Here is an 18,930-nt window from a genome sequence, read left to right on the forward strand (position 1 = left end):
AGGCATACATTACCCCTTATTTAAATTGCTTTAGGTAGAAGTTCTGAACTTGACCATAAACACGCTTGTGATCAGGGTGGCTTTCGTTCAAATACGCTTCTGATTGCATTAATGATTGAATATCTGTTGCACCATTTTGTTGAGTGTTAGACGGGGGTGTATCTTCATTAAGCTGCTGACCAAAATAGGCCGCCATCTTCAAAACTAACGGATTGTTGCCAAACGACGGATCGTTCACTTCCTCCGCAGTCAGTACACCGTTCGCAATCAGATTGCCTGCCACCGCTTGCGCATAACCGAAGTTCTGTTCTGCTTCAGCTCCCCATGCTTCAGTCATGGTTTTGACTGTGGTTTCGTTATCCATTACGGCGTTATTTTCCATGAGTGCTGGAATCAACTCGTTATATTCCTTGAGCAAGAAATTCAGACTACTATTATCCAGCCCAGCTTCACGCGCACGCTCTAAAAACTCCTGATTTTCAGGAATGGCTTTGAACTCATCAAAATTAAAGTTTTCCACTTCGACCTGATAACCGTCAATTGATTCAGGCGCACCAGTTGGCGCAGGCTGCTCGTTTGGTTCGGTAGGATTTGGCTCTACTGGCGGCGTATTAAGTACGCTTGGCGTTGGCTCAGTTGGTTGTTGGCTTTGCTCATTGCTTGTTTGATCAGTCATTGTCTTGTTCCTTGTAAAGTGGGCTGTTTGCTTGATTAATATTCAGAATGATGAAATTGATTACACTTTGCTGACCAAGGCGATAGCATGTTTCACGCTCTCCGCCTTTGTCGTTTGACACGAAAGCATCTTTGCAAAATACGTTTGTTAAGTGCTCCAGGATGCGCTGTCCGTTTAGGTCCATATCAAACATATTTCGATAGGTTTCTGGTGTGGCACGCTGTAGTTTTCGTGTTCGCACAAAATTGCCTTGCTCGGTTACTGCATCTTTTTGTTCGGCAGAATTCGAAAGTTTTAACTTGAAAATTTCCTGTCTTAATGCGTTATTGCATACCTCAAGCTCTTTGTTTTTCTTAAGCTCAAACCACCAACTGACGGCAAGAACAAGCCCAAAAACAAGCATCATCGCTATAGCAATTATCACTGCATCACTCCTGTTGCTGTTTCGGCACCAATCTGTTTCTCAATGCCTTTAGCTACTGCACCGCCTGCCATTTCCATCATGGCTTGCTCTTGTTGTGCCTGAGCCTGTTCTTCCTGTGCCTTTTGTCGCAATTCACGTAGTTGCTGAACTTCTTCTGCTGTACGCATAATTGACTGCGGCACACCACGGCCAGTACCTGTTACGGCTGCAACTGCATCAAAATCAATATTGTCTAAAATGGTTTGATCCACTTGCGCCATGCTAGATAAGCTCAAAATGTATTGCTCTGTCGCAAAAACTTCTTCCATGCGCTGACTGCGCGCCAATGGTGAAATAAACTTGAATGAAAGATTGCGACCCCATAGTTCTTCTGGTGGCTGACCTAAAGCACCATCACGCAACGCTAGGCCAAAGCAGCGATCAAGAATTGCTTTTAAATACTCGGTTTGTAGGCGTCCATACATCGGGCCAAGCAACTGACGAATCATCTCAACTCTTGTATTAATTTCTGTCGCTGTCATTTGCGTGGTGCCGATTGGTGGCAACTGGTCTGCTTTAAGCTTTCTGCGAATACCACCCTGCAAATCACGCATCAAATATTCTGAAATTTGAAAGTTCACACCATCATCTAGGCGCTTAATTGAATCCACATCATTTGCGACAATAATTTTTCGTGGACCAATACGCACGGTATGCGGATTTAAAACCCCGTCATCCTTAGCAATCCACATGCCACCAATTTGTAGATCGGCAGAACGAACCGTATTTTTCATAAGCTCGTTAGCCATTTTTGCATCTGGCAGAGCAAGCGTCATTTCACCATTGCCATAGACCGAATTTGGCAGTTTTCGCAGACGTGGAATAGAACAAGGGAATTCGTGATAACCCGACTCTTTAAGCATGTGCTGATTGCTCTGATCAATATGATATGAAGCAAACGGCATGGCTTTATTGATCTGCCCTGCACCGACCTGCTTACGTGGTTGAATCACATGCAATAACTTGATTTTTGTATCTGGTGAACTCTTAGCGGTATCAACAACTGTGTAATGGCAGTTCTTTTCGCCATACGTGTTAATCATCGCCTCGGCTGTCATTTCATGTTCACGATAAATCGTATCAATTAAGCCGTCTGCGCGTGTCGATCCGATAAAACAACTACCAATAGGCCATGATTCAAAGACATATCCACCACCTGCCACACGGTCAATATCAACATACATCACACCCCACCCAGCAGTCACAACGTCCGTGATCGTGTCAAAGTTTTCACTGTCAAAGTTTGCGCCGTGAATATTGCGCCACATGAATTGACACACATCTTCTAGCCAGCGTTCACCTTCTGTAACTTCCGACAAGTCATCTATACCATCAGGCTGTGCTTTAAACCAAACAGCGTTTGCAGGTGTTACCCCATTCATAATCATTGAAACGAGAATCTGAATAGAATCTGCAGCTGTTGAATCGTAAAGTTCAGCACGTTCATTTTCACGCTGACCCTTTACGTCTGATCCTGAAAAAGATTGCTGACGCTCTGGTGCACCGTATTTGTAGCACTCAGACCAATGCGACTCATACTGTGAGCGTGCAGCCTTTAAGTGCCCAAGACGAGCACAGAATTTTCGAGCGTCGTTTTGCATTAGCCACCGCCTAGTTTTGATTTTTGGTCATTTAAAAATGTAGAAAATGCACCAGAAAAACCTGTCAGCTTTTTACCACCATCTTGGCTGCCCAATACACTCATTGCGCTACCTGTTGAGCTTCCAGTACGACGCATTGCTTTTTTAGTATTCGCTTCTGCTGTTGCTTTCTCAGCTGCACGACGTGCATCACCTTCAGGGTCTTGCTGCACAACTTTTGGTTTTGAACCCATGATTATTCCTCCACTGAATCCCAACCGTGTTCAGTCAATACGTTTTGAGTGCGTTTAACTTCGGTAGCTTGTGATTGAAATGGTTGTGCTGTTGCTTTTGATTGAGCCTCAAGCGCTTTGATTTTTGCTTCTGCTTCAGCAAGCTTTTGCGCTACAGCATCAAATTGTTCAGCGGGTACTAATGCACCTTCAGATGCATCATTTAGAATTTCTTCCAATGCCTGATCTGCTTGTTCTTGTGTTGTTGGCTCAAGTTCTTTTGCACCTGGTGTTCGAGTTGCGCGACGTGTAGACATAAAAAAGCCCTATTCAATGGTTGTCGAATAGGGTCAATTTGGATGGTAATGTGTGGCGGTTTGTTGGGTGTTTTTTACCTGAACTTATTAAAAAAACTCGCAGGCTTGGGACCAATATATGCAATCCATCCCCAGCCATCACGCCAAAAATACCAATCGTTATTGATGTTCTTCCATGGTGTGCCGTCTTTTTCGATGTGGGTGTAGTCAGGTGGCATTACCCTTTAATCTCCCGATCCAACTCACTAATCACTTGGTCACACAAACCGCCATCTTCAAAAATATCTAACTGCCCTACGGTGTATCTATACGTTTGCCACTCACCTTCACGTGGTTCACGCTCAATACCTGTTTCAGTTTTCCATAGCATCACAAATGCCTCTCCATTTTCGTAATTAGGTTTGCCGCCACGTGCCCATTCAGACACGGTACTGGCGTTTGCAACTGGCAAAACAAAAGCAATCTTTTCGTGTGTCCAGCCGAGTTTGCAAAGGTCTAAAATCATGCGGTTGAAGTCTGGTCGTTTATATCCACGTATCGCCACACGAAATTCTTTAACCTTCTTTTTTAATTGAAGGTTTTGAAAACGCGCGCGCGCGCGAGGGTCAGTGCTTGAACTTACTAAATCCACCAGACTTTCCATTACTAAATCTCCAGCACTTTAATTTTTATTAATCCACCTTTGACCACATCACCACGTCTAACAATCAGCTCATCAAACTGCTCATCATCCACACACAGCCCACACTTCACCAAGCTGTCGATGGTCGCTTTTAGGTAATTGTCGATGTCACGACGCAGGCGGTTTGGAAAATGGAACGTCACATCAAGTTTTAAGCGTGCTGCTGTGTTGATTCGTGGTACCAACATGCTGACCACATCATGAAAATCACGTGCTTTGTCGCTCAAATAACGGCGCTTTCCTGAAGCTACCCAGTAATGATTTACACTCGGTGGAATCGTCGCTATTTCACAATCCAAAATTGTTTTTTCTTGATGTGTTTTATTTTGCGCTGTAATCGCTTGTGTTGCGTTTTGCTGTGCGTCCTGTACCTTTGCATCATTTTCAGTTTTAAATTGCGCTGTGGCGAAATCCTTGCGTAATTTATGCCTATTCAAATGAACTTCTAGCTGATTTTCAGACCAACGTAGATTACTCATTAAAACTCCGTTCAAATTCTTCAGCCGCCTGTTCATCTTCCATGGCTTGATGCAATGCGTCCCATTGGGCCTGTAGTTCAGCCTCATCCTCGTTGTGGCGAATTGAGCCGTTTAACTTGTCGCGTAGTGTTTTTAAATCATTCATGCCTTTAACTCCCTTTTGCACTTGTTGCAGACATAACCTGCCTTGCGATAAACCGTAAATTTCACAAAACCGTGATGCTTGCACTCACCGATAAATGTGTTTTCTCCAAGCTCTATGGTTTCAGCTGCCGCAATGCGGTTCCGTGCAAGTCGTTCAGCATCATCACTAAACAAAATTGTCTTTTTTAATTCCGAAACTTGCGCCGTGATTGACTTTGGACTAACTGAAACAAGGCTTTTCAACGGATGATCTAAACCGTTTGCAATAGCAAAATGCACAGCTTTCACGGCGTAATGCGTGTATTCAGGACGCCCCTTGCTACGTGCATAAGCCTGCAATGAATTTTTTACTTCTGTGAGCGTGATATTCATGCCACTCTCCCTGCGCGTCTAAAAATCTGATCTCGCATGCCTGCCAGTTCTGATGGCAACGGCGTACCCTTTTCGTTCAATTCCTGCGGTGCTGCGATGGCTTTGGGTTTTACCCACATGACTTGCACACGTCCTAATTTTTTTGCTCGGCTCTGGTAATCGTTGTAAATATCCACAAACGCACGGTGAGCAGCTTTTTGCCCTTCGGTTTTCAAAACGTGCTGCACTTCGTCCAGTGAGCGTTTTGCCAGTGTCGTGATTGCTTGCGAATCATCAGCAATAAAATTCAATGCTTTAGCCCAAGCCTGTTCGGCTGTCCACCAATCTGAATCGTGGATACACCAGCTGCGTAACTCAGGCAGTGTCGGACACCATTTTTCAGTGCTCATACGCTGAATACCGCGCTGTAAATCGGCTGGACTTAATCCATTTAGGACTTGGCAAACCGTGATTTTCAGGTGTTCTGAATCAATTTCGCCGTATTTTTTATCGAACAGATCGCCGTACAGTGCTTGCATGTGTCCCAAAATTTGATCTGCAATTTCAACTGGAAAATCGACTGCAAAGGCTTGTTGGTACTGCTGGATGTTACTCATGATTACCCCCTACATCGCGCATAGCAGGCTGCTGATACTGCGCTTGGCCGTATCGGTGATATTTCTTTTGCGGTTTGGTTTTTGGTGTTGCCTTGGCTTTGCGTGCTTGCTGTGCTGCAAGTTCTGCGTCGCTCGGCATGTTTTTCATGAACGTGTCTAACCAGATGGTCATCCACTTTTGCGGTGTGTGATTTGATTTATCCAGCGACCACTGCGCCATTTTTTTGAGATTTTCAAAAATGCGTTCTGGTGCGTGATTTGGAAAATTGATTTTGGCTTGATCTTGAAAATCAATTTGCGCTGAATATTTTTTGCAAAGGTCTTTGAACGAAATTGCTGTTCGGTCTTTCGGATGATACTCAACAAAATTCAACGGACGGTTTTGCTGAGGCTGAAAATCTTCGCGCGCATTATCATCATCTTCTAATATATTCTTATTATCTATTGTGTCTTTACTAGGTAAAGTGGTTTCACTTTCCTTAGTAAAGTGGTTTGCTTTACTAGGTAAAGTGCTTTCCTCAACTACTTTACTTTGTAAAGTGCTTTCCTTAGTAAAGTGGTCTATCAAGGAAATATCATTGATTCGATACTTTTTAACTCCCTGTTTACCTGTAGCGATAACAGTAATAACGCCTAATTTAAGAAGCTCTTTAACAGCAATAGTTACTGTTCTAGAGCTTAATTTACGCGAACCTGTTAATTCCCCACCCTGCAACTGTGAGTAGCTAACAAAATCCGACTCTTTGTTATGCCCATTAATGCGGTTTTCCAGCTCTGCATAGACGTTACGTGCAGCATCGCTCAGAAATGGAAATACTTCTGTACGATACAAGCGACTAGACATTACATAGCCTTGGGTAAACTTATCGCTATACATTGATCCAGCCTCTTGTTGTGGCTGCGGAGTCTGCTTTGGAAAGTTAATAACTTGTGCTGTACTCATATCTTCACAGCCTCCGCAATTCGTGCTAAATTTGGCATGTTTGAATTACCTCGTTTACTTTTCTGAGTGAACGGCAAAGAAGCTCATCTGGTCGCAACAGTTGAGCTTTTTTTGTGCCTGCGGTTTTGGGGTGACATCAATAATTCGTGGCTGCGCTGTCAGCATAAAATCTGTGTCTATCGTTTCTGTGGTAAGACGTGCAAAGGCTTTGAGAGAATTTAGGTATTCCCTCACTTCCGAGATTTTTTGATTCATGCAAACACGACTTAATTTAGAAACATCGGTTTTTTCGGCTTTGGCTATCGCTTCAAATTCACGCTTTTCTTCATACGTGCATTTGAAAGTGATGCTCTCCGTAAGTTTTTCAGACATAGCAAATTCCATTTTTAAGAAAAAATATCTGGACGTAATTCGACCAAAAGAACTTTTGATTCGCTTTTTTCATGGATTGTTTTTGAAAGTTTTGCAGACACACTGCCGCCATAGGCGATCTGCATTAAATTGCCAGTGGTTGTTCCGCAGTCTTTAGCAAACTTAGAAAGGTCTTTTTCAGTTGGAATAGCTTTCAAGAAATTAAGCAAACCAACACGTTTTTTTGAAACCTTGGTATGTGTTGATGTTTTTGCAGTCATAGTGAGTACCTAAATTACCAATATATGTAATTTAGTATTTTACTAAACTTAATGCAAGATCATCTTTAGTTTTTTACACATTCCTTTTTTTAGTTTTTTACTAGATTATTTAATTATGGATATTTCAGAAATTAGAAAAGCGAATCTGTTAGAGCTTATTGAGTTGAAAGCTAACGGCTCTCAAAAAGATTTTGCTAATGCTGTGCCGACTGCGCCTGCATACATCAGCCAAATTATTAATGGAACAATCGGGAGAAATGGAAAGCCTGCAGTTGTAGGAACTGCTATGGCTAGAAAGATTGAGAAAGCATTTGGCTTAAGTCATGGTTATATGGATGTTTCACACGGCAAAAATAAAGACACTGTAAAACTAGACAACAATATTAACCTGTCAGAAAAAATCAGCTTAGAGGGTCGTCAAATTCCTGTTATTTCGTGGGTTGCAGCTGGGTCTTTCAGTCCAATTGAAACCGTTATTAAAGATACAGAGGTGGCAGAATGGTTGCCGCCAAACAAAGATTGTGGAAAAAACGGCTATGGTTTAGTCGTAGTTGGCAATTCAATGAGTCCAGACTTTAAGCCAGGTGACCGAATTTACATCAACCCTGACATACAAACATTTGACTTACAGACCGATGACTTAGTAATTGTGGCCTGTCATGGCGAAAGCGAGGCTACTTTTAAAAAGTTAATTATTGAGGGGGCTAATAAATATTTGCAGCCGCTCAACCCTAATTGGCCTGAGCAGATCATTAAACTAACCGAAGATTGCCGCTTAGTTGGAAAGGTAGTTGGTTTGTATAGGAAAATTTAAAAATGAAAGCACCAAAGTCAATAAAAAGGATTTATTACCGCATAAATTGGCAATTTGTTTTTATTTTTTCACTTATTTCTCTATTTATTTTATTTGAATTTACAAATATTGAGTATGTATTTGAAAATTCTTTTTCATTATTTTTTAAATATATAGTTATGCCTATACTGTTTATTGGTTCTTTGATGGTTTTCCGAGATTCCACCAAAGGTATTTTTAAAAAGGATGCTTTAAGTTCAGGGGTTTTTATATATTTTCTATGGTGGGTATGGGTTGTGGTTGTTGTTGTATTCGCTTTTGCTATAGGTGCGACCATTTGGAAAACATATTTCAACTAGACACATACTCTTAATTTGCCTGCACTAGCAGGTTTTTTTATATCTAATAAAAACAGAAGTTTAGTATGAAACTATACTAATTTAAAAAAAATACTCATATTTAGTATTGTACTAAATTTAGTATTTTGCTAAATTCTATCTCGTAAACAACAAAAAGCCCTGACTACTTTCGACGGCATCAGGGCTTGCTATAAAGCGAGATCAATTATGAGTCAATACCCATCACATAGCAATACGCCACAGTTTGACGCTAACAAAAGTCAAACGTCTGAGCGCCTTTATCAATACCCGACACATGAAGAAATGTGGGGTAAAAAACCACGCTTCGGCAGCAACTTCTTTGCTGGCTTGTTCCTATTCCTTCTGTTTTCTGGTCTTGCGTATATGTGCATTGTCACTGCTGACCGTGAACAAGCGCGTGAAGTTGAGCGCATGGTCAAAATTGGGGGTGTTAAATGACAACACTTATCGCACCAGGCTTAAATGCCTTAATGGTTGAGCAAATGAGCAATGATGAATATCACGCTCGACCAGAACACAGTTCAAGCCAACTGAAAGATATGTTGCGTTCAGGCGCTCATTTCTACTCAAACCACATTTTGAAAGAAGTTGAACGTGAATCTAAGGCATCTATGGATTTTGGCACCTTAGCACACACCCTATTCCTTGAACCCGAACAGTTTGATGATGAATTTGTAATTGCGCCTAAGTTTGACCGACGCACCAAAGCTGGCAAAGAAGAAGCTTTAGCATGGGAGCAAGCGCACGCAGGCAAGATTCTAGTGACAGATGAACAAGTGGAAGGCGCTAAACGCATTGTGGCTAACCTAAAAATGCTGAGTTCGTATGCAGATATGCAAAACAACTACGGCATGGCAGAAGCAAGCATCTTCTATACGGATCCAGTGTTTGATTTACAGCTGCGCGTCCGTCCAGACTTTCACATTGTACCGTGTGATGTATTTCCAAACGGCATGATTTTGGATTTAAAAACCACAACTGATGCACGTCCAAATGAGTTTTCACGCAAATGCGCCAATTTTGGTTATGACTTATCTGCTGCAATGTACCGTGAAGGCTTCCAGCAATATTACAAAACTGAAGAAAAGCCACCTTTTATTTTTCTTGTGGCTGAAAGTGCTATCCCTTTCAACGTCAAGCAATACAAAGCATCCGACCTGTTTTTAAGCGTTGGTGAGGCGCGATACAACAAAGCCAAATCTCTACTGGCTGAATCGTTACTCATTAATGAATGGGGTGGGTACTCGCTAGAAATGGAAGAAATATTTCTGCCGTCATACATGACAAAACAAGCTTTAGAAAACGACTTTAATTGATTTTTATAGGAATTTTATTATGAACGCTCAAACTCAAATTGCACAACAGCAAGCTCATTCAGTTGGCCTTTTAAACTTAGAAGCTTTTGAACTTTCACAGCGCATTGCCAAAATGCTTGCAAGCTCTACCCTTGTGCCTGAACAGTATCGTTCTGTTGTAAAAGTCAAAGCTGGGAAAGATAGCTTTGGCAACATGCAGTACCGTGACGAAGAAAACCCGAACGGCTTATCGAACTGCATTATCGCTTTAAATATGGCTAACCGCATGGGTGCTGATCCGCTCATGGTGATGCAAAACCTTTACTTAATTGAAGGCCGTCCAGCGTGGTCATCTCAATTCATCATGGCAGCAATCAATAGCTGTGGTCGCTTCTCCGCCCTGCGTTTTGACCTAGAGGATTTAGGCGAAACCGAAGTTGAGTATCAGGAAACTGTTTGGGAAAACCGCCAAAAGAAAACAGTTGCAAAGAAAGTCACGGTTAAAAACCTAACTTGTGTAGCTTGGGCGATTGAACGTGAAACTGGTGAACGTATCGAATCTTCAAAAATTACTATGGAAATGGCGGTTAAAGAAGGTTGGTACGGTAAAAACGGCAGTAAGTGGCAGACCATGCCTGAGCAGATGCTTCGCTATCGTGCTGCATCATTCTTTGGCCGTGTTTATGCACCTGAGTTGTTAATGGGTTTACGTTCTGCAGAAGAAGAACATGATCGCATCATTGATGTGACACCAGACACTGCAACTGTTTCAGTTCAACATGATCTTGGCGCAGTCAAAAAGCAAATCCTGCAAGCGAAAACTTTAGATGAATTGGATACGATTGCTGCTGACATTGAAAAATATTCGGATAAAGAAAAAACCGAATTAGACAAACTTTTGAATGCTCAATATAAGAAGTATTCAGAAGCAGCGACGACCAAAAAAACAAAGGCGCAGCCGAAAGCCACCGAAGAAACTGTAATTGAGGACGCACCAACCGAAACATCGGGTGAAGTTGTTAATGCTGAACTAAATGTTGATGAATTAAAGCGATTACAAGCAGAAGCCGAAGCTGTAGTACAGCAAAAGAAACAGCCAAGCTCAGCAGAAATGAAAAAGGAATATGCCAAAGCTTTAAATACAGCAAAGTCACTGGCAGACGTGCTGGATATTGAAGAACAAATCGAAAATGATGCGGCTTTAACTCAACCAGATGCACAGTATTTGCAAGCCAATATTGAACAAGTACGTGCCAAGTTTGAGAAGCCGCAGACTCAACCTGAACAGCAACAAACGGCAGCTGCAGCGCCAGACCCTATCAAAAGTAAATCTGTGATGGGTGGTTTGATGACTTCAATCGCTAATTCAAAAACTGTGGATGAGCTTAAAAACGTTGCAGAGTTGATGAATCAAAACAAAGACAAGTTACTAGCAGAGCATAAAACCGAGCTACTGACAGAGTACAAACAGCGGAAAGAGTTCATCGAAAACCAACAGGATATGTTCGAGTAATTGAAGTTGGCCACATTCAAAAATGAGTGTGGCCATACAAGGAAAGCAACATGAGAAAAAAGCAAACGATACCGCTTTCACTGCTTCCATATTTCAGAAAATGGCTGGTTAAAAATGGTTGGAATGGCAGAAAGCACGGTAATGATTATTTAATCGTTTGGAAAGCAAAGCATAAGCAAATTGAAATTGTAAATTTAAAGATGAACAAGCCTTGTTTGCCAGTGTTTAAGATTTTTCTGAATGAGTATTTAGATTGTGGTAAGCGATTTTTAGAGGAGTTGGCGTGATGGAAGTTGGTGAAAAGTTTTTAGAATTTCTTGATGCAAATCCAAAGGCAAGCGTCAATGTTTTTGAGGGTGATAAAACCAAATCTATGGTTTTTGATGGTGGTGCGATTATCGTGCAGGTTGGTGATTTAACTTTTGTGCGTATTGGGAATGAAGTGTTTGAAACTCACGTGTCTTTTTACGACAAGATTTTCAATCTTTTGCAACAAAACCCTTTAGCAAGTTGAGGTGGCGTGATGGATTTGCTGAAAGAAAGTGATCTTTTTGAACAGTGGTGGGGTGATGAAGGTCAATACCACCGTGCGGGCGGTGATGATTATTGTAAAACCTTTGCTTGGGAAGCATGGATTTTTTCCAAAGCCCAATCCGAAAAAGCCCTGCTAGAACAATTTGAAATCAACAATAAACTTGTTGAGCAAATGGAAAACATGGTCACTTATGAGCGCTTGCAAGAGCTTATTGCAATTGGTGTTAAAGCGGCACTTGATGAGCGGGAGCAAAACCATGACTAATCTAATTAGTGGTAAAGAGGCGTTAATTGCGCTGGCGAATGGTGAGGAAGTTGAGAATTTTAATGGCAGCGCATGGTGGGGTGTTGATAAGTCTTGGGAGGTGGGTGCATTTCTTTCTGATAGAAAATTCCGCCTAAAACCACGCACCATCACCATTAATGGTGTTGAAGTTCCTGCATGTGGGGAAAATTATAAGGAGGGCGAGGAGGTGTATGTGCTTGATGATTGTTGCGATGAGCGTGGCTATATTGAGTATTCTGCAAGTGGATACCAATACCAAAAATCAATTCCTAAATTATGGTGGCGCACTGAAGATGAAATCAAGCAAGTAGTCGCAGCATTGCGTCAAATATTCGGTGGTGTGTGATGACTGAATACTGCTTCATGTGTAAAAAGTTCACGGTTCGCTGTGGTGTGTTTTGTAGTAAATGTGGGTTTAAGTGAGGTGTGAGGATGGAAAACGCCTTATATGGTGAAGAAGATCGCCTTTTAAAGACAAGTGAAGTCACCAAAATGGTCGGTATGACGCGTGCATCTATCATCAAGATGATTGAATCTCAGCAATTTCCAGAGCCTGACTGGGTAAGTGAAAGCGGATATAAACACTGGTGGAAGTCGACTATTTATGCTCACTTCAATAAAAAACAAGCCCTCGTATCATGAGGGCTTTTTTTCGTCATATCTAATATTTTTCGATGATTCAAATTGCAGTTTTAATTCATCACAATAATCTGACCATCGCTGCATCATCACTTTTCTTTTGTCTAAATGCTTTGTTCGGTTGTATGCCCTGCCGTGCATATCACGGACTTGGTGCGCAAGCTGCTGCTCAATCAGCTCCAATGGAAATTCCAAGACTTCATCAAGCAATGTGCGTGCAATCGCTCGGAAGCCATGACCTGTCATTTCCTCTTTTCCGTATCCCATGCGACGTAATGCCATATTAATTGACATATTGGAAATAGGGCGGTTTTTATCAGAACGTGATGGGAATACATAAATTGAATTGTTCGTGAAGTTATATGCTTCTTTTAAAATCGCTACAGCTTGAGTTGATAGCGGCACAATATGGCTCAAACCTGTTTTTGCAGAAGTCTTGGATGGCGTGTAAGACCATGTAGCATTATCAAAATCTATATCAGCCCACTTAGCAGCTCTTAATTCTCCAATGCGTACAAAAACCAAAGGTGCCAGCTGTAACGCAAACTTTACGTGTACAAGTTGCGATTCATAGTTATCAATATCAAAAAGCAATCGTGCGAAGTCAAACGGATCAGTTAATGCTGAATAGTGTTGTTTTTCTCTTTGTGTAATGGTGCCAGACAGGTCTTGAGCAATATCTCGCTGACACAAACCCATTTTTACGGCAAAACGAAATACCTGCGATGCTTTTGATCTAATTCTCATGGCGGATTCAATGAATCCCTTGTTTTCATCTTTTTCGATAACTTTAGCCAAGTCACGTGGCGTTATATCTGCAATAGGCAAATTACCAATGTCTCGATAAAGTTTTTCAAAGATGCGCTCATTGCGTATCACAGTAGCCTCAGCCAATCGCTGTTTGCTTTTATATAACTCAGCTACCGCTTTAAAAGTATTTTGCTGTTTAAGTCTTTCTTTTTCTTCTACGCCCTGTCTCTCTACTTGTGGGTCCTTACCTTCTGCCAATAATGCCCTAAATTGTTCACGATAATCGCGTGCTTTTGCCAAAGTAATCTCAGGGTAATAACCAATGGACATGGTATTTCTTTTTTTTGTGACTGGCCGTGTGTAGTCGAATCGCCACATTACCGACCCATTTTTGCGAATTAGAAGATTTAATCCCGCACCATCTGACAGCCTTACATCAGTATTTAAGCCGTTGGGATTGTTAAGTTTTAATTCACGTAAAAAGGATTTGATCTTACTGTCTGTAAGCGAAATTACTTGCTTTGGCATGTTTTTGCGTTACACCGATGAGTACAAAGTTGGTGTGTAACGCATCCTGTAATGCATCAATGCGTTACAACTTTAAAAAGGTTTATACAACTTTATACAGGTTTTATTTGTTATGTCTATCATATTCAATAGGTTTATACGAGTTTATACAAGTTTAAACAAAGTATCTGGTGCGCTCAGCGGGACTCGAACCCACGCCACAGGCTTCGGAGACCTGTACTCTATCCAGTTGAGCTATGAGCGCGCGCTGCACATCATAACAAAAAATTGCTGAAGGTAAAGCAACTATATATAAGTTACGTATTTTTATGCTTATGCTTTAAACAATGTTCCAAACTTGCAACATAGAATTCCATGTAACTTACTTGGTTTATTGACGCGGATCGCTCACAATAGTAGCTCTATTCCTCAAGTGAGAATTTCATGACTGATGCATTGACGTTAAGGGACGTGTCAAAGACCTATCGAAATGGTTTCCAAGCACTGAAAGGAATTAATTTGACCGTTCCTGAAGGCGAGTTTTATGCCCTACTTGGACCTAATGGTGCAGGTAAATCTACAACCATTAGCATCATCAGTTCTCTTACCAAAAAAACGGCAGGTACTGTCGAAATTTTTGGGCATAATCTAGATACCCAACCATCCCAAGCCAAGCAATGTTTAGGGGTAGTACCGCAAGAATTTAACTTTGGTCAGTTTGAAAAGACCTTTGATATTTTGGTCACACAAGCAGGCTATTACGGCATCCCTAACAAAGTTGCCGAACAACGTGCCGAAGAATATTTAGAAAAACTGGGTTTATGGGATAAACGTGCCACTCAAGCGCGAATGCTGTCTGGCGGTATGAAACGTCGTTTAATGATTGCACGTGCCATGATGCACGAGCCGAAACTGCTTATTTTGGATGAACCCACTGCAGGTGTAGATATTGAGCTGCGTCGTTCAATGTGGGATTTTTTAACAGAGATGAATGATAAAGGCACCTCAATCATTCTCACTACCCACTATTTAGAAGAAGCCGAAATGTTGTGTCGTCGTATCGCGATTATTGATCGTGGTGTGATTAAAGAAGACACTTCCATGAAAAACTTCTTAAACCAGTTAAGTGAAGAATCTTTTATTTTCGATTTAGCTGAACCGATTCAACCCATTCATTTAGATATTATTGGTGTACGTTTCAACTTAATTGATGCAGTGACCCTAGAAGTCACTATGGATAAAGCTCACACCTTAAATGATTTATTCCAACTTTTAGAAGCACAAGGCATTCGCGTGCGCAGTATGCGTAATAAGTCCAACCGTCTAGAAGAGTTATTTGTCAAAATGGTCGAAAAGAATTTAGATGGAGCTGCGCAATGAATTTTACCCAACTACGGATTGCACTCTATACCTTAGTGCATAAAGAAGTTCGTCGTTTTATGCGCATATGGCCTCAAACCTTGCTCCCGCCAGCCATCACCATGAGTTTGTACTTTGTGATTTTTGGTAATTTGGTCGGTTCGCGTATTGGTGAAATGGGCGGCTTTAGCTATATGCAATTTATTGTGCCCGGCTTAATTATGATGGCAGTCATTACCAACAGCTATGCCAACGTATCTTCAAGTTTTTTTAGTGCAAAATTCCAGAAAAGCATTGAAGAACTAATCATGAGCCCTGTACCTTTGCATGCCATTTTATGGGGCTATGTTTTGGGTGGTGTTAGTCGTGGCGTATTGGTCGGTATTATTGTCACCACCATGAGTCTATTCTTTACCGACCTTTATATTACCAATTGGTTTGTTACCATTTATACCGTATTAATTACGTCCTTTTTATTTTCATTAGGCGGTTTTATTAATGCTGTTTATGCCAAATCATTTGATGATATTTCTATTATTCCAACTTTTGTACTGACTCCACTGACTTATTTAGGTGGTGTATTCTATGCCATTAGTGCCTTAAGCCCTTTTTGGCAAAATCTCTCTTTAATTAACCCTGTGGTGTATATGGTTAATGCTTTCCGTTACGGCATTTTAGGACATAGTGATGTCAACGTGACGATTTCATTATCTGTGATTACACTATGCTGTGCAGTGCTTTATGGTATTGCCTATCATTTACTTTCTCGTGGTTCAGGAATGCGTGAATAATGAGTGTTGAACAATCTCTTCTTGGTAAAGACACCAATTATCCTACAGAATATCAACCCGATATTTTGTTCCCTATTTCACGTGCTGCTGCACGTGAAAAATATGCAGATGTTGAGGGAATTCAACTCGGGCAAGACTGGTGGCACGTTTTTGAAATTTCGTGGTTGAATGCCGCAGGTGTTCCACAGGTTGCGATTGGTCGGATTACGCTACCTGCTTCATCACCTAACCTGATCGAATCAAAATCATTAAAGCTCTACTTTAATAGTATGAACTTTACTCGCTTTCAGTCTGAAGCCAATTTCATTGAAACTGTTGAGCATGATTTAACGGCTGCAGCACAAGCACCTGTTACGCTAACTTTATTTAAGGTTGATGATTTGGCAATTAGCCAACCTGAAGGTATTTGTATTGATCAGCTCACGCCTGAGCGTTTAGAGCAGCATCCTGACCCAAGTTTATTGCAATTCGATTTAGAACAAGCGGAAGATATAGAGGTACAACTTTTCTCACATTTATTACGCAGCAATTGTCCTGTCACAGGACAACCTGACTGGGGCACGGTTTTTATCCGTTATCAAGGCAAAAAACCTTGTTATCGCAGTATTTTGGCTTATATTATTTCTTATCGTCAGCATAATGGTTTCCATGAACAATGTGTGGAACAGATGTTTGCAGACATCTGGCAAAAATTCGCACCAGAAAAACTGATGGTATATGCAACCTATACACGTCGTGGTGGTTTAGACATTAACCCTTGCCGTGTATCGGACTTAACATGGATGCCTCGCCCTATTCGTTTAGCGCGACAATAACAACATTGAGGTTGAACAATGCCATTTTTTGGATTCATTCCATCTGCAGAATTATTAAATACGATTGAAACTGCACAACAGAAAAAAAATTCAAGTGAGCCGCTGTACCCACTGCGCGACAAAACCGCATTAATGATTAATGAAGAAATCATTGATGCCATTTTAACCGAGTTGGTACGTCGTTTTCCTGCCAGCGATAAACGCGACACTGCCGAAAAACTTGCGGGCTATGTCAAATCTACCGTTGCAGTACTCCTAAAACAATTATTAAGCAAAGCGCCAAATGATGTCGTGAAACAATCGATTGAATTTTCTGAGCGCAGTAGCTTTAAAGATGCAGCAGGCAATGCACGTGTAGGTGAAACGCTCGATGCAAGTTTAGTGACCAACCTGAAACACAACTATGCCGAAATTCAAGCAGGCAATGAAGTGAACAAAGCTGCTTTAACCGAACTATATAAACAGTTTGCAGAAGCGACGGTACGCCACTTTATGAGCGACTTTAACAAAACCCTCGATTTGGGCATGATTAAGCGTAAAGCAGCAGATATTGGCGCAGCAGCGGTAATTAAAGCTGTCCATATTGCGGTGGATAAAATCATCCCAAATTTAACCAAAGAGGAACTCTTGGTTTTAGCAGAATATCACGACACCTTATTCCATCATTAATATCAGTGGGTTTAACTTATAATGCGTTTTAAGCCCTTTTGTTGCATGTTAAGTGCAAAATGCCTGATTTTGATCAGGCATTTTTATATGCAATGCAATATCAGGATATGTCTGCAACTTTTGCACAATCAAGAATAACTTTTTGCACCTAGATTGAATTTTGTTACAAATCCTGCGCGCTTTTTACACATTCTTTGTCTATTTTTGTATAAGTTTTTGCAAACCAATCACGCATGAATGCTATCTTAGCCGCTTACTTCGCTTTCGCAGTTTGGCCCCAATAGCGGCTTATTCTTCATATATAAGTAGCAACTTATTTACTGCATATAAATAAGTTGTGTAAATCATCAATTTGGAATTTTCCTCAATATGTTCAAACTTGATTTTTATAACAAACTAAAACGTCTTTCTTTACTCATTGGTGCATTTTCTATCACCAGTTTTTGTCAGGCCAATGATTTCCAAAATCATCCGTCTTATGCCAGTTTTAAACAAAAAACCATGCAGACCTATGGCTTGAGTGCAGCACAAGTCGATTGGGCGATGGAAGGCTCTAAAAACTTACCCAATATCATCAACATCATGAACCGCCCAGGCGAAAGTAAGCCTTGGTACGACTATAAAACCAATTTCCTTGCAGAAAGCACTATTCAGCGCGGTGTGCGCTTTAAACAACAATATGCAGACACGCTCAATCGTGCTGAACAGCAATTTGGTGTACCGCAATCCATTATTTTAGGGATTCTGGGTGTAGAAACAGGTTTTGGAAGCAATAAGGGCTCTTTTGTAACCCGTGATGCCCTTGCCACCTTAGGCTTTGGTTATGAACGTCGCGCGGAATACTTTAAAGATGAACTCGCAGCACTGATCGCATGGTCATATAAAGATGGTGTGCCAACTTCTTCAATTGTTGGTTCTTATGCAGGTGCTGTTGGTTATCCGCAGTTTATGCCTAGCAATATTCCAAAATTTGGGGTCGATTATGACGGCAACGGACATATTGATCTACGCAACTCGGCAGTCGATGCCATTGGCTCCATTGCAAACTACTTGGCACAACATGGCTGGCAGCGCAATCAACCCATTGCATTTGCTGCACGATATACAGGCAACAATCCTGACAGTGTCATTGCCAAAGATTTGACCCTGCCAACACCTTATGGGGTTTTAAAATCGCAAGGCGTGATGCCAATGAATCCAATTGTGCAAATAGATAACCTCGACTTGGTCAATGTCATTCAATTACAAGAAAATTATGGTCATATCTACTATATAACCTACCCAAATTTTCAGGTGATTACGACTTATAACCGTAGCCGTATGTATGCGACTGCACTGTGGTTATTGGGCACTGAAATTGCGAGTCGCTAAGTACAAATTTAAATATAAAACCAAAAAGTCAAGAAATATTTTTGACAATTTGATCACAAAACAAACTTTTTACATATAATGTTACAATATTGATTATTTTTTAATCAAATA

29 protein-coding genes and 1 tRNA gene are annotated in these 18,930 nt (G+C 41.1%); 15 read left to right on the plus strand and 15 right to left on the minus strand.

Annotated features, from left to right (window positions below):
* Nucleotides 1-16 precede the first annotated feature (16 nt).
* The 13 genes from C3Y93_RS04795 to C3Y93_RS04850 form a co-directional block, all read right to left on the minus strand.
* A complete protein-coding gene (locus tag C3Y93_RS04795) occupies nt 17-676 on the minus strand; it encodes a hypothetical protein (RefSeq protein WP_104852243.1) in 660 nt (219 codons plus the stop codon).
* Nucleotides 669-1,100: a hypothetical protein gene (locus C3Y93_RS04800; RefSeq protein ID WP_104852244.1), complete on the minus strand. Its 432-nt coding sequence runs from the start codon at nt 1,098-1,100 to the stop codon at nt 669-671. Before C3Y93_RS04800 ends, C3Y93_RS04795 begins: the two co-directional genes overlap by 8 nt.
* Nucleotides 1,097-2,740 (minus strand): portal protein, encoded by a 1,644-nt coding sequence (locus tag C3Y93_RS04805; RefSeq protein WP_104852245.1) that lies wholly within the window; start codon nt 2,738-2,740, stop codon nt 1,097-1,099. The genes C3Y93_RS04800 and C3Y93_RS04805 overlap by 4 nt, the downstream gene beginning before the upstream one ends.
* The gene (locus C3Y93_RS04810; protein ID WP_104852246.1) at nt 2,740-2,973 is read right to left on the minus strand and encodes a hypothetical protein; all 234 of its coding nucleotides are present in this window, start codon (nt 2,971-2,973) and stop codon (nt 2,740-2,742) included. The genes C3Y93_RS04805 and C3Y93_RS04810 overlap by 1 nt, the downstream gene beginning before the upstream one ends.
* Before the next feature lie 2 nt (nt 2,974-2,975).
* Entirely contained in the window at nt 2,976-3,269 is a 294-nt protein-coding gene (locus tag C3Y93_RS04815; RefSeq protein WP_104852247.1) for a hypothetical protein, read from the minus strand.
* A gap of 217 nt (nt 3,270-3,486) precedes the next feature.
* Nucleotides 3,487-3,912, minus strand: coding sequence for a hypothetical protein (locus C3Y93_RS04820; protein ID WP_104852248.1), 426 nt, complete (start codon nt 3,910-3,912; stop codon nt 3,487-3,489).
* A gap of 2 nt (nt 3,913-3,914) precedes the next feature.
* Nucleotides 3,915-4,430, minus strand: coding sequence for a RusA family crossover junction endodeoxyribonuclease (locus tag C3Y93_RS04825; RefSeq protein ID WP_104852249.1), 516 nt, complete (start codon nt 4,428-4,430; stop codon nt 3,915-3,917).
* A complete protein-coding gene (locus tag C3Y93_RS14270) occupies nt 4,423-4,575 on the minus strand; it encodes a hypothetical protein (protein WP_158660389.1) in 153 nt (50 codons plus the stop codon). The genes C3Y93_RS04825 and C3Y93_RS14270 overlap by 8 nt, the downstream gene beginning before the upstream one ends.
* On the minus strand, nt 4,572-4,946 hold the full coding sequence (locus C3Y93_RS04830) for a hypothetical protein (protein ID WP_104852250.1): 375 nt from the start codon (nt 4,944-4,946) through the stop codon (nt 4,572-4,574). The genes C3Y93_RS14270 and C3Y93_RS04830 overlap by 4 nt, the downstream gene beginning before the upstream one ends.
* Entirely contained in the window at nt 4,943-5,542 is a 600-nt protein-coding gene (locus C3Y93_RS04835) for a restriction endonuclease (protein ID WP_104852251.1), read from the minus strand. The genes C3Y93_RS04830 and C3Y93_RS04835 overlap by 4 nt, the downstream gene beginning before the upstream one ends.
* Nucleotides 5,535-6,485 carry a hypothetical protein gene (locus C3Y93_RS04840; RefSeq protein ID WP_104852252.1) on the minus strand — a complete coding sequence of 317 codons (951 nt, stop codon included), beginning with the start codon at nt 6,483-6,485 and terminating at the stop codon, nt 5,535-5,537. Before C3Y93_RS04840 ends, C3Y93_RS04835 begins: the two co-directional genes overlap by 8 nt.
* 54 nt (nt 6,486-6,539) lie before the next feature.
* Entirely contained in the window at nt 6,540-6,857 is a 318-nt protein-coding gene (locus C3Y93_RS04845) for a hypothetical protein (protein ID WP_104852253.1), read from the minus strand.
* A 14-nt stretch (nt 6,858-6,871) separates the two neighbouring features.
* A complete protein-coding gene (locus tag C3Y93_RS04850; protein WP_104852254.1) occupies nt 6,872-7,117 on the minus strand; it encodes a hypothetical protein in 246 nt (81 codons plus the stop codon).
* Nucleotides 7,118-7,232: 115 nt separating this feature from the next.
* Here C3Y93_RS04850 and C3Y93_RS04855 point away from each other — a divergent pair, with 115 nt between their 5' ends.
* From C3Y93_RS04855 to C3Y93_RS04900, 10 genes are all read left to right on the plus strand, one after another.
* Entirely contained in the window at nt 7,233-7,931 is a 699-nt protein-coding gene (locus tag C3Y93_RS04855) for a LexA family protein (RefSeq protein WP_171287384.1), read from the plus strand.
* Between the two features lie 2 nt (nt 7,932-7,933).
* Nucleotides 7,934-8,269: a hypothetical protein gene (locus tag C3Y93_RS04860; protein ID WP_104852255.1), complete on the plus strand. Its 336-nt coding sequence runs from the start codon at nt 7,934-7,936 to the stop codon at nt 8,267-8,269.
* A gap of 207 nt (nt 8,270-8,476) precedes the next feature.
* Nucleotides 8,477-8,728 (plus strand): hypothetical protein, encoded by a 252-nt coding sequence (locus tag C3Y93_RS04865; protein WP_104852256.1) that lies wholly within the window; start codon nt 8,477-8,479, stop codon nt 8,726-8,728.
* Entirely contained in the window at nt 8,725-9,606 is an 882-nt protein-coding gene (locus tag C3Y93_RS04870) for a PD-(D/E)XK nuclease-like domain-containing protein (protein ID WP_104852257.1), read from the plus strand. The genes C3Y93_RS04865 and C3Y93_RS04870 overlap by 4 nt, the downstream gene beginning before the upstream one ends.
* 19 nt (nt 9,607-9,625) lie before the next feature.
* Nucleotides 9,626-11,098, plus strand: a complete 1,473-nt coding sequence (locus tag C3Y93_RS04875) for a recombinase RecT (RefSeq protein WP_104852258.1) — start codon at nt 9,626-9,628, stop codon at nt 11,096-11,098.
* A 50-nt stretch (nt 11,099-11,148) separates the two neighbouring features.
* Entirely contained in the window at nt 11,149-11,385 is a 237-nt protein-coding gene (locus C3Y93_RS04880; protein ID WP_104852259.1) for a hypothetical protein, read from the plus strand.
* On the plus strand, nt 11,385-11,612 hold the full coding sequence (locus C3Y93_RS04885; protein WP_104852260.1) for a hypothetical protein: 228 nt from the start codon (nt 11,385-11,387) through the stop codon (nt 11,610-11,612). The genes C3Y93_RS04880 and C3Y93_RS04885 overlap by 1 nt, the downstream gene beginning before the upstream one ends.
* A gap of 9 nt (nt 11,613-11,621) precedes the next feature.
* Nucleotides 11,622-11,897, plus strand: a complete 276-nt coding sequence (locus C3Y93_RS04890) for a hypothetical protein (protein ID WP_104852261.1) — start codon at nt 11,622-11,624, stop codon at nt 11,895-11,897.
* Nucleotides 11,890-12,264 carry a hypothetical protein gene (locus C3Y93_RS04895; protein WP_104852262.1) on the plus strand — a complete coding sequence of 125 codons (375 nt, stop codon included), beginning with the start codon at nt 11,890-11,892 and terminating at the stop codon, nt 12,262-12,264. Before C3Y93_RS04890 ends, C3Y93_RS04895 begins: the two co-directional genes overlap by 8 nt.
* A gap of 86 nt (nt 12,265-12,350) precedes the next feature.
* Nucleotides 12,351-12,560, plus strand: coding sequence for an AlpA family phage regulatory protein (locus C3Y93_RS04900; protein ID WP_104852263.1), 210 nt, complete (start codon nt 12,351-12,353; stop codon nt 12,558-12,560).
* Here C3Y93_RS04900 and C3Y93_RS04905 read toward each other — a convergent pair.
* Together C3Y93_RS04905 and C3Y93_RS04910 are read right to left on the minus strand one after the other, a co-directional pair.
* Nucleotides 12,555-13,835, minus strand: coding sequence for a tyrosine-type recombinase/integrase (locus C3Y93_RS04905; protein WP_104852264.1), 1,281 nt, complete (start codon nt 13,833-13,835; stop codon nt 12,555-12,557). The two genes, C3Y93_RS04900 and C3Y93_RS04905, sit on opposite strands and share 6 nt — an antisense overlap.
* Before the next feature lie 168 nt (nt 13,836-14,003).
* A tRNA-Arg gene (locus C3Y93_RS04910) sits at nt 14,004-14,079 on the minus strand.
* A 179-nt stretch (nt 14,080-14,258) separates the two neighbouring features.
* On the opposite strand from C3Y93_RS04910, the gene C3Y93_RS04915 reads away from it, so the two are divergent.
* From C3Y93_RS04915 to mltB, 5 genes are all read left to right on the plus strand, one after another.
* Nucleotides 14,259-15,194 (plus strand): ABC transporter ATP-binding protein, encoded by a 936-nt coding sequence (locus tag C3Y93_RS04915; protein WP_004972815.1) that lies wholly within the window; start codon nt 14,259-14,261, stop codon nt 15,192-15,194.
* Nucleotides 15,191-15,964 carry an ABC transporter permease gene (locus C3Y93_RS04920; protein WP_096902393.1) on the plus strand — a complete coding sequence of 258 codons (774 nt, stop codon included), beginning with the start codon at nt 15,191-15,193 and terminating at the stop codon, nt 15,962-15,964. The genes C3Y93_RS04915 and C3Y93_RS04920 overlap by 4 nt, the downstream gene beginning before the upstream one ends.
* Entirely contained in the window at nt 15,964-16,779 is an 816-nt protein-coding gene (gene queF, locus C3Y93_RS04925) for an NADPH-dependent 7-cyano-7-deazaguanine reductase QueF (protein WP_004972810.1), read from the plus strand. The genes C3Y93_RS04920 and queF overlap by 1 nt, the downstream gene beginning before the upstream one ends.
* Before the next feature lie 18 nt (nt 16,780-16,797).
* On the plus strand, nt 16,798-17,448 hold the full coding sequence (locus tag C3Y93_RS04930) for a hypothetical protein (protein WP_070152374.1): 651 nt from the start codon (nt 16,798-16,800) through the stop codon (nt 17,446-17,448).
* Between the two features lie 369 nt (nt 17,449-17,817).
* Nucleotides 17,818-18,819: a lytic murein transglycosylase B gene (mltB, locus tag C3Y93_RS04935; protein ID WP_104852265.1), complete on the plus strand. Its 1,002-nt coding sequence runs from the start codon at nt 17,818-17,820 to the stop codon at nt 18,817-18,819.
* The last annotated feature ends 111 nt before the right edge of the window (nt 18,820-18,930 follow it).

Origin of the sequence: Acinetobacter sp. SWBY1 (assembly GCF_002946595.1) — a bacterium.
In the GTDB taxonomy this organism is placed as follows: Bacteria; Pseudomonadota; Gammaproteobacteria; order Pseudomonadales; family Moraxellaceae; genus Acinetobacter; species Acinetobacter towneri.